9 protein-coding genes are annotated in these 13,115 nt (G+C 48.9%); 3 read left to right on the forward strand and 6 right to left on the reverse strand.

What is annotated here, in order from left to right; genetic code table 11:
- Positions 1-202 precede the first annotated feature (202 nt).
- Positions 203-4,963, forward strand: coding sequence for a hypothetical protein (locus MLE19_RS04200; RefSeq protein WP_240716831.1), 4,761 nt, complete (start codon positions 203-205; stop codon positions 4,961-4,963).
- A gap of 12 nt (positions 4,964-4,975) precedes the next feature.
- Here MLE19_RS04200 and MLE19_RS04205 read toward each other — a convergent pair whose 3' ends face one another.
- Entirely contained in the window at positions 4,976-5,857 is an 882-nt protein-coding gene (locus tag MLE19_RS04205) for a hypothetical protein (protein ID WP_240716832.1), read from the reverse strand.
- A gap of 1,316 nt (positions 5,858-7,173) precedes the next feature.
- Complete coding sequence (locus tag MLE19_RS23000) at positions 7,174-7,296, reverse strand: hypothetical protein (RefSeq protein WP_276322328.1); 123 nt, start codon at positions 7,294-7,296, stop codon at positions 7,174-7,176.
- A 254-nt stretch (positions 7,297-7,550) separates the two neighbouring features.
- Between MLE19_RS23000 and MLE19_RS04210 the strand changes: the two genes are divergently transcribed.
- Positions 7,551-7,766 carry an MbcA/ParS/Xre antitoxin family protein gene (locus tag MLE19_RS04210; protein WP_240716833.1) on the forward strand — a complete coding sequence of 72 codons (216 nt, stop codon included), beginning with the start codon at positions 7,551-7,553 and terminating at the stop codon, positions 7,764-7,766.
- 74 nt (positions 7,767-7,840) lie between these two features.
- On the forward strand, positions 7,841-8,194 hold the full coding sequence (locus MLE19_RS04215) for a hypothetical protein (protein WP_240716834.1): 354 nt from the start codon (positions 7,841-7,843) through the stop codon (positions 8,192-8,194).
- Positions 8,195-8,311: 117 nt separating this feature from the next.
- Here the strand turns inward: MLE19_RS04215 and iolB are convergent, their stop codons facing one another.
- Genes iolB through MLE19_RS04235 form a run of 4 tightly spaced genes read right to left on the reverse strand, consistent with a single transcriptional unit; the run spans position 8,312 to position 12,762 of the window.
- Positions 8,312-9,115, reverse strand: coding sequence for a 5-deoxy-glucuronate isomerase (iolB, locus tag MLE19_RS04220; protein ID WP_240716835.1), 804 nt, complete (start codon positions 9,113-9,115; stop codon positions 8,312-8,314).
- Between the two features lie 58 nt (positions 9,116-9,173).
- Positions 9,174-10,202: an ABC transporter permease gene (locus tag MLE19_RS04225; RefSeq protein WP_340163099.1), complete on the reverse strand. Its 1,029-nt coding sequence runs from the start codon at positions 10,200-10,202 to the stop codon at positions 9,174-9,176.
- A 40-nt stretch (positions 10,203-10,242) separates the two neighbouring features.
- Positions 10,243-11,793 (reverse strand): sugar ABC transporter ATP-binding protein, encoded by a 1,551-nt coding sequence (locus MLE19_RS04230; protein ID WP_240716836.1) that lies wholly within the window; start codon positions 11,791-11,793, stop codon positions 10,243-10,245.
- Positions 11,794-11,844: 51 nt separating this feature from the next.
- Positions 11,845-12,762: a sugar ABC transporter substrate-binding protein gene (locus tag MLE19_RS04235; protein ID WP_240716837.1), complete on the reverse strand. Its 918-nt coding sequence runs from the start codon at positions 12,760-12,762 to the stop codon at positions 11,845-11,847.
- Between the last annotated feature and the right edge of the window lie 353 nt (positions 12,763-13,115).

Raw genomic sequence — 13,115 nt, forward strand, 5'->3', positions numbered from 1 at the left:
GCCCGCCGCAGAAGAGCCGGCTGATAACATTTGGCGTCGCGCTTTACGTCTTTGGTTGATTGCACAGGCGGCTTACCGGGTTGGTTCAGATAACTGTTTAGCCGACCGTAACATCAGTACAGCTGCGCGGTTTTTGATTGCAGATCGGTATCAAGCGCAATGGCAACTCGTCGACGGAATATTACGTCGAGCTCAACGCTACATGACGCTCGAAACGCTGACGTTTGAGCGTTTTACCGATGCACTGTCTTGGGCAGCGGAACAGTATAAGCAAAGTATTCCACCCGGAAAGAGCGAGAAGGCATTTCTCAATGCCGTTATCGATATTGCCAACGGTGAAAGGAAACCATTTCCCACTAGGCGCGGTGCGTCAGAACAGCCCGTTACTTCTTTCATTTTACCTCCATCAACCACACCTGGATCGACGTGGGTAACGGTTGACGAAGTCTCAGATGACCTCGCCGAGATTTTTCCGAGCGCACCAAGCACGGTAGATGACGATGAGGATGATGCGATCTATTTGTTGCCTGTCGATGCAACGGATACGCAGGCTCAGCAAGTATTGACGGGGCGAAGTTTTTATCAACAACAAGCGGAAACATCCCATTATCTGCCTTGGAGCTATACTAAGCTGTTACCACCTGAGCGCTTGGTTATAGAACATTGGGTATTACAGCAGTTTAAAAGTCCTGTTCAGCTAGAGCGATTAGGCGGTGCGTTAGTTTGGCTTGCGATTCGATTTTCGCGCTCGCTCAATCAGGTTCTCGCAGTTGCTGTTGATGACGAGGTAGGTGGAGAGTGGTCTCTCACGCCAGATTTTCAACGCGCAGCCCGGTTAGCGCCGCGCCGACGTAATGCGTGGTATCCCGACCAAGCTGCTAGGCCGTATGTGGCGGATTTTCATGAGACCCAATGCGTCGAGCTTATTCCAGAGGTGGTGCTGGTCCTAACGGGTATTACTCAGCAAATACCAACCCCTGAGTCGCTGGCAGATGTATGGCAATGCGTATCGCCAGGGCAAAAAATTGAGGCGTGGTTTAACGCACAGATGAGTACCGAGTGCCCACGCGTCACCAGCGCTAAATTGGCGGAAATGTGGGGCCAATCTGTTTTTGACGATTCGGGTAATCATCATTTCGCAAGGATGCTAACAGCCCATCCCAATAGCGCGTTACCCGGTGCTTGTAGCTACGCCAGTTGGGATATTTCTGCCATTGAGCAGGGGCTCGCGCTACCTTACAAACCTCAGGGTATTGAGAAGGTTGCAGTGACGAACCAGGGTAGCTTATTGGTACCCCTTGAGGCTCAACTTAATAGTGCTATTGAGAATGCGACCCGACAGCTTAAAGAGGCTTTTGATGGCAACGACCTGACACGCCTTCATAATCAGTGGACGAGCTACTGCGTGATGGCGCTATATGCTGCGACGGGTAGTCGTTATCTTAAAGATCCCTTTGAGAGCACTCGTTTTTTTAATCACGGCCTTCCTGCTGTCTTCATAAATGATAAGGCCGAAGGAAGCGGGGTGCGCAATGGTCGTATGGTGCCATTACCAGACAAGGCCATCGCGTTTGTCGACGCACACTTGGTTCACCTGCAACATCTGGCCGAGAGAGTGGCGAATACACACCCTGCGTTGTCGACACGAATTCACACATTATTAGAGCGTTCTGCGAATCCAAAGCAGCCCTTTTTCTTTTTACTGGATGAGTCTTTCAACTGGCACTCCATGTCAGCGTCGGATCTCCCGGGTGTGCCTCTATTTGATTGGCCTTTGCCATCTAACCTTTTTCGTCACCGTTTGGCTCAGCAGTTGCCCCTACTAGGCGTCGATAACGAAGTGGTGGATGGGTGGTTAGGGCATGCCGAAAAGAGTGTTGCAACCTATGGCGATACCTCGCCGCGAAGCTGGCTAGAGGATTGGAAGACATATCGCAAGGAGGTAAATGCGCTATTTGACCGATTATCGTTCGACGTGTTGATTCCACCAGCGTTATTGCCAAAAACCACGGTGCTAGCGTCGCAAGATACAACAATACGGCCACGGGAGTTTGGGCACCGCTTACGCGAAAAAAATCGTCGCATGGCAAAAAGGAGCGCCATAAGAGGGGCGATAAACGACATTGAACTCTATTTAAAAGGGCGCAAGATGTCAGCCCTTACGGCTGAAGAAATCAATCAGCTAGGCCGGAAAATGCTGTTACAACAAGGGAAAGTGCCTTATCCGTCAGCGGCATTGCGTTTTGGTGTGCTGGCACGCTTGCTCGAACGACACGAATCGCCGCATCGTCATGCGTTCCAACGCCGTTACATTCCTATGTTGCCGGAAAAAACGCTGATCCACGAAGGGGTGTCAGCGTCAGTTTCTTTAATGGCACAGCTAGAAAACTGGGCTAAGAGTATTCGCCCTTACGCTAACCGAATCCACTGTTCAAAACGCCAAGCGCTGGCTCTCGGTGCGCTGCTTTTATGTATTGAAAAGCGAATTAGCTATGTTCGCATGCTGAATGATGTGTGTTTGGGAGACAACTATCGGCTCTTATATCATCGTAAAACTTATTACCTTGAGTATAGCGAGCAGTTGGATGCCACAAACTGGCAAACTCCCGTACAGCGCCATGCAGTGTCCTATCATGTTGCGTCGCTATTAGCATTTGGACAAAGTCTAAAAACCAAAAGAGCGCTGGACGACTTTTGGGCGACTCCCCCAAAGGCACCACCACTACCAACTGCCTTTACGCGCTGCTTGAATAGCCAGGAGCCAATGACGCTCCAATGTGTCATTAATCATGCAGCCGACGTCGTCAACCAAGCCAATTTGCTGGCGCTGCCCGGTGTGGTTGCCAGTGCGCTAGCAGGTCGAATAGTGGCCACAAGCCTCCCAATGCAAGCTCATATTCGTATGGTGCAAGGTAAATCGCTGGTTTTTCCTGAGCCACAAGAGGTTACCGAAGCTGGGGCGGTTTCCTCCGTGATGCCGACACTGTTACGGACCAGTGGTGATAAACATGAACTGCAGCAACAAGCCTCGCTTATCTTTAAGGAAGTGAAACAAATTTTAGAAGGCTATACCAAGCCACAAGCGAAAATCACGGCCAAATCGCTTGAACGACTGATAATACAGCGCAATGGTGAGGTGAGCAGTGCTCTTATGTTGCTGGTCGTCTGGATTTCGACGGTTATACGGTTAGGCAAAGGCAAGGTAGGAAGACGCTTTAATCCTTTTGAGGGCAGTAGTATTCACCGCTATTGGGGGGCGCTCCGTAAGCTGTTTGAAGAGCTTGCGTATGATGTCGATCTGATGGCGCTAAGCCGGGAAGAGGTCACCGCTTTTTACGCAGGACTCATCGATTATCAAGAAACGCAATTAACTGATATGGGCTATTTTGGTCACCGTCTTCGTTCTTTTCATCGAGTAGCCGCAGCCCTGGGGGTTGAAGAACCGGATTGGGACGAGTTGCCGATTGCAGAGCAAGGGCGACACGTGCGGGCTGAAATATTGTCAGAACGAGAATACGGTGATGCGCTTAAGCGAATTGCGTCGTCACAGCGAGATCCCGATACCGCACTTTTACTCCAATTTGTGCTGTTATGTGCTTATCGTTTTGGTTTACGGCTGAATGAAGCCAGCGGATTACTACGACGGGACTGGTGTGAGGCGCATGGCTACTGTTGGGTACTGCTTCGAAATAACCGTTACCGAACGTTGAAAAGTGATGCGTCTCGCCGAGCAGTACCGCTTTTGTTTTCACTGGAAGCCGCGGAAAAACGAATTATCAAAGCAGTGCATGACCGCCACGACGCAATCTTTAAAGGCGATCCTTCAGCACCGCTTCTCGGTGAAAACCGCCATGGGAAAAAGGTGTTGTTTCTTAGTACATCCGCAACCAGCGCTACGGAGATAGATGTTTTACGCTATGTCAGTGGCAGTCAAACGCTTTCACTTCATCACGCACGGCATGCGTTTTATAATATAACCGCTGCAGCGTTATTGCAGCTAAACACGCCGGTGGCCACGGCATTAACGCAGCGTATAGATAGCGAGAAAATTCGTCCGATCGTACTGGGACAGCGCAATAACTGTTCGCGTCGGATTACGATGGCATTAGCTCGATTGTTGGGGCATCGTCAGCCCGTAACCGGGTTGCTGAACTACAATCACTTAGTCCTGGAATGGGCAGATACGCTGACTCCAGTCAAAGGGGTAAACGGCAGCATCCTGCAAGAAGCAATTAAAATTGAGGATTTTAAACGCTACACGCCTACATCATCTCAGCCTCAAAACAACGTTTTGTATAGTGAGCCAACGCCACATTTATTGATGAAAGCCCTGCGGTTAGGTGCGTTGCGACAAAATGTGCGACGCGCGAGCGAAGCGTTAGGACTATCACCAGAGCATGCCACTATTCTTGCTGACATCATTGACGTGGCGGAAAACAATATGCGCTTTAAAATTCGAGGTAAGGAGTTATGGGTGACGTCACGTGAGTACCCATTGGGCCTGTTGCGCAGTATCAGCGATACAGCATGGGATCGACTTATTGAGCAAGCAAAAGAAATTGATATCCAAAAGCTCTCTGCTACAACCGCATTAGATGTCGGGGAGATAGCCTGTCAGGTAGGGCGAAACCGCCACCTTTTGATGAGTAAACCAAGACATGTAGAAACTGTAGCACTCACCATCAAGGTATTTAATGTTGCATCCTCTAATTACATTGTTGTTGGTAAAAAAAGCGATAATGAATTAGAGCAATTATTGGTAAAATATGGGCTAAGAGAGCCAGGTGAAAGTGATATCCAATTAGATATGTTCGAAGTCGTGCAAGATAGCAGAGAAATGAAATACCAGCAGTATGCTGGGTTGCTGTTAACTAAAAATGAGAATGGAGTTGTAAGGAATCGTTATGAATTGGCAGTCGCTTATATAGTGACTGCCGTCTATATGTATATAATGCAAGTTTAGTAATGCTGGGTTTTAAGTAGCTTGTAGGTGAAAATTTTCGTATGAGTCATCGTCGCTCAGTATTATAAGCGTTGATAGAGAATATTCTTTTTGTTTTTTGGCTCCTTTGGATTTCTCCGAGCTCTTACCCGTGTAATATAATGTTTTACCATCCGCTTTTGCACGGGCTAACGTCATCAGGTGTTCTGTATGGTTAGATATTAGCGTAAAAGGTGTGCTCGATATTTTATTGTTTGTCTCTATGCTGTAAAGAGACACTGTGTTGTCGTGTTCATTATATCCTGCAGGAAGGGCGTGCCCCTCTATAAGCATAGTTTCAGGGGTTTTAATAGTTGGTGCGCAAAACTGGCCATTAACAAGGAGGCTTATATTAGATTGTTTTTTCTGATCTATTTCAGGTAAGACTGTAAAAGCATGCTTAATTGATTGGCCATTCTTTTTGTTGATAAAGTTTTCGGATTGTTTTTGTATAAACTCCTTGTCTTCTGGGGGCGTGTATTTAGTATAAGATGTGCTTAAAATATCTTTTTGGTTAATGACAGCGTGTGTGATTTCATAAGCAATGGCCGCAAGCTTACTTGTCAGGGCTTCATGTTCTTTATTGTCTTCAAGAAAAAGCATTCCAATATATTTATTAGGGTTATCTCCACTGGTATCAATAAAGAATTTTTTCTCAATGCAAATGTCAATAGGTGCCTTTATGTTTTCAAGATGTTTAGTTAAAATGTCTGCCAAGTGATAGGTGAAATCCTTAATTTCTGTGTTAGCCAAGTTCTCTGGAGTGCACTCGATACCGTTACTATATTGTAGCTTTATGGCATCTTCAATAGAAACCATTTTTATGATCAGGTTTTTGGGGTATTGAAAGTGGGCTTTCTTTTGTTCTTGCGACATACTATCTCTCACTAATAGAAATGGCGGTTTTCAAAAATTGCACATTACGGTTAATACCCATATTTCGCATAAGCTGTATACATCTACATGTAAAATTAACATCTAGTCAGTCCGTTAAAATGATAATAAAACACTGTTTTTGATCGCTTTTCTTTCTATAGTGGAGTTTCTATTTGTGAATAGGTTGGCCGTTTTGCCTTTAGGTTTCGGCGACTAAATTTTTGAGCGAGCTCGTGGTAAGCATCGAGCTACTTTAAATCAACAGTAGGCTTGTGCTTTTGTATAGGCTCAGGGGTTGTTAAGTACCTATGCAAAATAAATCAGGCATAAATACCGGTAAGCGATTGATTTTTATAACCTGCAATGCACGCAAAGTTATGCATAGACACTTAGTAGCGCCTTTATTGCGGCATAAAATTCATTTAGGCGTCGACAATTGAATAGTAAATCGTGCTAGGCGTAGCCACCTTGACGAATGTGATCTAGGTAGACCATTACATCGTGAGTTCTTCCCTGAGCAACCAATTGCTCAGCTGCCTGCCCGCCTAGGGCCGCTATAGGATATGTTTGATACCACGCCCAGGCGGCGGCTCGTGAGCCTGCCCACGGTTCGATCTGATCCAAGATAGCTTGATCATGTCGCTCGTGCTGTAGGCATATTTGCGTTTGTCGATCACGAAAGCGAGCCCAGACAAGACCAGCTCCGAACAAAAGTAAAGCAGCGAACAAAATGCTGAGCGGAAGGATAATAGCCATAGTATTAGGTGAGAAAGTTGGCATATGTAGGCTCATTTAGGATGGTTAGGTTACGCCTCATTATTTGTTTCTCTCAGGCGTGAAAACTGTGGTAGGCACCATCACACAGCTCAACAACCAACCGGTTGTGTCTCCGATTGCTTCAATTTAGCAGCTTAATCTGAGATTTTAGCCAACCTACTCCAAGCTGGCCATAGAGGGCTGCTTTGATACCATTGCCTCGGCCATTTGAGTCTGGGCCATATTCACCCATAGGAGAAGCTCTGGTAAATACCCCTCAAGCAGTATCTCGTCGGTTTTGATTAGAGCTATAGCGATTAGCTCTGATTTTTCGATGCCTGCTAGGACTTTTAGTTAGCAACCGATAAGCATCGACCTTCGGCAGAGGCTCCTTTGCGCCACTCATGAACGGTTGCTAACGAGATGCCTTCCTGTCTCGCAATATGATGGAACGTCGGGTTGAATGACCTCCGGGACACGCTCTATGAAGCTGATTTTCTCTAAAGAAATTTCTGAAGGCTTTTTATATACGTAAAAAGAGGTTTCGATGTGCGTGACAGCTACCAGTTGCCGTATTTTTTCGTGAGCCGTTCGATGAGCCTCTTTTCTTCCTCGCTCAGGTGCTCTTGGTACACATAGCGCCAGTTGCCCTTATAGAGCATCCAGGCGTCCTCATCTGACATAGGCCACTCGGGTGCCAACAGATCAAGCGTAGCTCGGGGTAATCGTCAGGAATAATGCAGTCGCTAATGATCTCTCCTCCTGAATTAGACTTTGTGTGTAGCCGATTTGCTCGCTTACAAATTGCGCAGCAAATTGATCTTACGCCTAGGTTAGCACCAGCTGTTCAATCAGGTTTTTCATATTATGCTGCTTTTTGCAATACTCAACGAGCGACAAAAAATTGAGTGGGCTGTATGCACAAGAGGAGAATGGGATGATGCAATGCACTGATGAACCAGCAAAGGACACCGCCTTCATCGTCTGGCGTGCAGCGATTGACTTGTTTGGGGGTGACCGAAGCGCAGCGGATGACTGGTTACATAAAGAGGCAATGGCGCTTGGTTGGAAACGCCCCATTGATGTTATGAAAGAGGATGCTCAACAGGTGCTGGACCTTATCACCCGGATCGAGTGGGGAGTTTATACATGACATTTATGTTTACTGAAAGAAACGCACTATAGTAAGCGTTGTAATGACGGTTCCTGCTGGAAGAGAGTATGCAAATGCCTGACAATTTGATGTGTAACATTTTTGCCTATCGGGCGTTTGACCTACGTGACCGCTTCCCACAGCCATTAGAGACCTTCCGTGATGCGTTGGAATATCTTCAAAGTGATGTTGCCTTTTTGCCTAGCATCACGGGTGAAATCGTAGCGTATCTGCGGGGCGGTAAAGCACTAACGATTCCTGATGATTTTTTTCTTCGCCGTATGGACAGTGATGTATCCCTGGTTCATCCAGAAGATAACGATGACGTCTGTGACGCAGTGGAAAAATGGCTCCAGGAAACCTTGAGTCAGCCACAAGCGTATACCGCTTCATCGGCTTATCCGAAACGGTTTGAGTTGATGAGCTGACGAGAGCTAGGTGTCTTTCCAGAAAATGCATAGTGAGTATCGTTTAAAACAGCCCCGCAGCGGCGGGGCAGAAGCGCATAGCATTAGTTAAACACTAGCGGGCGAATAGCCTTTCTACTAAGCATGCATCAGCCATTCATGGTCGGGATCGTTGTGGAATTTCCACACTCTATTAGGGCCTGCCATCACATTTAAGTAGTAGAGCGAGTAACCATGAGAGGCCCCTACAGGGTGGTAGCCCTTGGGAACCAACACACAGCAGCCGTTCTCCACCGCCATGGTTTCATCAAGGGTTCGGTCGTCGGTATAGACGCGCTGAAAGGCAAACCCCTGTTCAGGGTTGATGCGGTGGTAGTAGGTCTCTTCAAGGAGTGACTCGTTAGGTAAGTTATCCTCATCATGTTTGTGGGGCGGGTAGCTCGACCAGTTACCCGCAGGGGTAAACACTTCCACGACCAGCAGACTATCGGCGGGCTCAGTTTCAGGCAAAATATCATGAACATGGCGAACATTAGTGCCTTGGCCACGAGTGCTCTGTTTGACGTTGTCTGGAGCGATCAGTCTTGGGGAGTGATTACCATGCCCAGGGGCGGCGCACACCGCTAGCTCTAAGTCCGTTGTCGCTTCCACCGAGTAACTAACATGGTCAGGCAAGTAAACCGCATAGGGGGGAATCTGCTCAAAGATATCCATGCGCTTGCCGATGTCTTCAAAACGGTGCTCGCCGCAGTTCACATTGGCGCGACCAGTGAGCAGCACCAGGCAGACTTCCTGACCATCGCTGCTGGCCTCCAGGCGCTGGCCCTTGGCGAGTTTATGCACCCGAAAGCCAACGTGCGTCCAGCCAGCCGATTCAGGGGTAATGTCAATGACAGTGCCTTGGGCATCTGGGTCGGTAGGGCGTACCAGTAGAGATGTCATAGCTTCTCCAATTTCAAATAAATGCAATTTCAAATAAAGACTAGATAGCTACCCAGCTTTAGGCAGCTTTTAAACGACGGCGCTGACGATACTGATCCACGACTACCGCAGCGACGATAATGGCGCCTTTCACGATGTCCTGGTAGTAAGCGTCGACACCTAAAAAGGTGAAGCCACTAAGCATCACACCTAAAATGAGTGCGCCGATAACGGTGCCAGCAATACGCCCGACACCACCCGCTAGGCTGGTGCCGCCGATAACGGCTGCGGCAATGGCATCAAGCTCGTACATCAAGCCCATACCTGCTTGGCCTGTACCCGCACGAGCCGACGCCACTACACCGGCCAGACCCGCTAGCAGACCTGCAATGGCATAGACCATGATGAGGTGGCGACGCACATTGATACCGGAGACACGAGCAGCCTGGGGGTTGGCGCCAATGGCATAGGTATATTTGCCGTAGCGGGTGTACTTCAGTGCGATGTGGAAGAGCACGGCTACCGCCAGGAAGATAATCACCGGGTTGGCGCCGGATCCGATCCACGTGAATTGATCAGTTAACATACTGACTGGCTGACCATCGGTATAAGCGCGTGCCACGCCACGAGCACTGACCATCATGCCCAGTGTGGCAATAAACGGGGGAATGACGGCGAAAGCGATCAGGGCACCATTGATTAACCCCGCCAGGGCACCTACGATCAACCCAGCGGCCAGAGGAATGACCCAAGGCATGTTAGTCAGGGCTGGGTAAACGGCCCGTGCGTACTCGGATTGTTGCGCCAAACTTGCAGTGACCATTGCCGTAAGAGCAAGTACCGACCCCGATGACAGATCGATACCCCCGGTGATAATAACCTGGGTCACGCCGATGGCGATGATGCCAATGATCGACATCTGCAAAATCATGATCAACAAACGCTGGGGATTCATCAGGAAGGAGTCGCCGCGCACGATCCAGCCAAGGATCTCGAAAAGTATCGCGATGCCGACCAAAACGAGGAAAATGCTTACCTCGGTAGGAATCTTCTTCTTACGCTTCTTGACCACCTCCAGGTGGTCAGTAGGTTCCATTGTCTTGTTCATTGTTATTTACCTCATTGATACTCGTGGCTCGTGGACTTGATCAGTCTTCAATAACGGTCGGTTTCACCGGTGAGGATGCTAGTTGCATGATGTTGACTTGGTTGGCTTCGCTGCGGTCAAGAAAACCGGTGACTTTGCCTTCATGCATCACCATGATGCGGTCGCTCATGCCCAACACTTCGGGCAATTCAGAAGAGATCATGATCACGGCGACGCCTCGTTTGACGAGTTTGGTAATCAGTTTATGAATTTCGGCCTTGGCGCCTACGTCGATGCCGCGGGTAGGTTCATCTAGGATCAGAATGCGCGGATTGGTCATCAGCCAACGACCAATCAACACCTTCTGCTGGTTGCCACCCGAGAGGTTACCAATGCGCTCTTCCATGGAAGGGGTCTTGACGTTCAATTGCTCTTTCATCGAATCACACTCTTGATCAAGGCGATTCTGTTCAACGAACGTGGCGCGGGTGTAGCCATCACGTAGCACCGCCAGCTCCATGTTTTCGATGACCGAGAGGCCGAGGAATAAACCGGTTTCCTTGCGATCCTCAGTAAGCAGCGCTAGTCCGCGAAGCATGGCCTGATGGGGCGAGCTGATGATTTCTTTTTTGCCATCAATGGAAATGCTGCCCGAGGTGGGAGGTGTTACCCCAAACAGCGTTTCGGCTATATTGGTACGACCCGAGCCCACCAGGCCTGCGAAGCCGAGAATTTCGCCAGCACGCACCTCAAAGCTAATATTCTCGAATACACTGTCCAAGCAAAGGTTTTCCACCGATAGCACTACATCGCCGATCGGCACCTCTTCTTTGGGAAACATTTGAGTGACTTCACGACCGACCATCAGCTTAATAATTTCACTAGATGTTATGTCGCTGGCCGCGGCGGAGTGGATAAACTGGCCATCACGAAAAATCGAAATATCATCGGCTATCTCAAACACCTCATCCATCTTGTGTGTGATGTAGATGATTCCTTTGCCCTGGGCGCGCAGGTCGTTAATAATCCGGAACAGATGTTCCACCTCCCTGTCGGCCAGTGATGAAGTGGGCTCGTCCATGATCAACACCTCGGAGTCAAAGGAGACAGCTTTAGCAATCTCAATCATCTGACGACCGGCTACTGTGAGCTTTCGAACCTCCATTTCAGGATCCATGTCGATACCCAGCCGTTCGAATAGCGCCTCGGTCATCTTGAACATTCGTCCATGATCGACCATGCCAAAGACATTGAGCGGTTCACGACGGATCCAGATATTCTCGGCGATACTCATGAAGGGCATCAGGTTGAGCTCCTGATGGATCATCGCGATACCAGCTTGAAGGGCATCCAGCGGGCCATGTAACTCCAGCGGCAAGCCATTAAGACGAACCTCTCCCTGGTCAGGGATATAGACGCCAGCGATGATCTTCATCAGCGTGGATTTTCCAGCACCGTTCTCGCCCATCAAGGCATGAACCGTGCCGGGTCTGACCCGCAGTTGAACGTTATCGAGAGCCACCACACCGGGGAAGGCTTTGCGAACATCGGCGACTTCGAGAATAAACTCGGCAGTGTTAGGGGCTAGGGCTCCAGCAGTCATTGTTGCCATGCTATATCCTCCTGAGACGCTAAGACGGGCCCGCCACTGGCGGGCCTTATCTCATTGATTGGCAAGAAACTCTTCAAGAGTCTCGGGAGTAATCAACTGAAAAGGTACTAAAGTGATATTCTCGACTTCCCTGCCTTCTGCCAGATCAATCGCCGCCTTCACGGCTCCGCCGCCTTGACCAACAGGATCTTGGAAGACCGTCACGGCCATTTCGCCGTTTTGCATGGATTCAATAGCATCGCGTGTGGCATCAATGCCGCCGACAAAAATGTCGTCGGGGGAAATTCCCAGCTGGCGCATGGCATTGAGAGCGCCGATAGCCATCTCATCGTTGTTAGCGGCGATGGCATTGATCTCTTGACCCCCCACCACCCAGTTGGTCATCAGGTCAATGGCCTTAGTACGCTGGTAGTCGGCGGGTTGTTCCGCGACGATCTCGATGCCGGGATACTCGGCAGCGATTTCCTTGACCCCTTCGGTGCGTTGGTGTGTCGCTCCTGAGGAAAGCTCGCCCAGCATGATGGCAACGTTACCTTCACCACCGAGTTTCTCGGCCAGCGCCCGCATTTGCATCTCACCAGAGACCTTCTGGTCAGAACCGACAAAAACCACGCCGTCCTTATTTAAGTCGTTACCTTCAGGTTCGCGATTTACATAGACTAAAGGGATTTCCTGCAATACAGCCTCTCCTGTCATGCGTGATGTTGCTGCTGTATCCACGGGGTTAATTATGATGGCATCCACTCCTTGGGCAGCAAGGCTTTGTACTTGGCTAAGCTGTCGGCCAATATCACCTTGAGCATCTAAAAACTGGATATCGTAACCCTGGGTTTGTGCCTCTGCCTCCATAGCTTGGCGCATGGAGGTTAGAAAATTGTCGTCAAACCAGGCAACGGAGACGCCGATAGACTGTGCCATGGCAGATGTACAGGTGGCGGCTAGAGCGGCGCCGAGTAGAAGGCGTTTCATAGGTATTCTCCTGAGTAATTGTTGTGGTTGTTATCACCATCTCGGATACGGCTATGAGTGTGCATATATCCTATGTATGGAATTTAGATTCTATTCACGGCAAAAGCAAAATTTTAATTCCATACTTTGGTATAAATGGAATATTTGTTTCCTTTTTTGGCATCTTTTGATTAGTAGTTACTTAAAAAAATCTTATGTTTTTGCTAAGGAGAGTGACTGGGTTCTAAAGCGCTTCATGTTTCGCTGCGTAGTCGTAGTGAAAAATGCCAAGGAGGGGAGAGTTGCGAGTGACTGATAGGCCGGCGGCATCTTAAATCAGACACTCTTAAAACGGGAGAAAGGTGGCGCTCGGT

The sequence above is a fragment of the Vreelandella neptunia genome, from assembly GCF_022489065.1.
Classification (GTDB): domain Bacteria; phylum Pseudomonadota; class Gammaproteobacteria; order Pseudomonadales; family Halomonadaceae; genus Vreelandella; species Vreelandella neptunia_A.

Excerpts from the sequence above, each read along its gene's own strand:
- MLE19_RS04230 (WP_240716836.1), bottom strand. The coding sequence starts at position 11,793 with ATGGCAACAATGACTGCTGGAGCCCTAGCCCCTAACACTGCCGAGTTT.
- iolB (WP_240716835.1), bottom strand. The coding sequence starts at position 9,115 with ATGACATCTCTACTGGTACGCCCTACCGACCCAGATGCCCAAGGCACT.
- MLE19_RS04210 (WP_240716833.1), top strand. The coding sequence starts at position 7,551 with ATGATGCAATGCACTGATGAACCAGCAAAGGACACCGCCTTCATCGTC.
- MLE19_RS04205 (WP_240716832.1), bottom strand. The coding sequence starts at position 5,857 with ATGTCGCAAGAACAAAAGAAAGCCCACTTTCAATACCCCAAAAACCTG.
- MLE19_RS04215 (WP_240716834.1), top strand. The coding sequence starts at position 7,841 with ATGCCTGACAATTTGATGTGTAACATTTTTGCCTATCGGGCGTTTGAC.
- MLE19_RS04235 (WP_240716837.1), bottom strand. The coding sequence starts at position 12,762 with ATGAAACGCCTTCTACTCGGCGCCGCTCTAGCCGCCACCTGTACATCT.
- MLE19_RS23000 (WP_276322328.1), bottom strand. The coding sequence starts at position 7,296 with ATGTCAGATGAGGACGCCTGGATGCTCTATAAGGGCAACTGGCGCTAT.
- MLE19_RS04225 (WP_340163099.1), bottom strand. The coding sequence starts at position 10,202 with ATGAACAAGACAATGGAACCTACTGACCACCTGGAGGTGGTCAAGAAG.
- MLE19_RS04200 (WP_240716831.1), top strand. The coding sequence starts at position 203 with ATGACGCTCGAAACGCTGACGTTTGAGCGTTTTACCGATGCACTGTCT.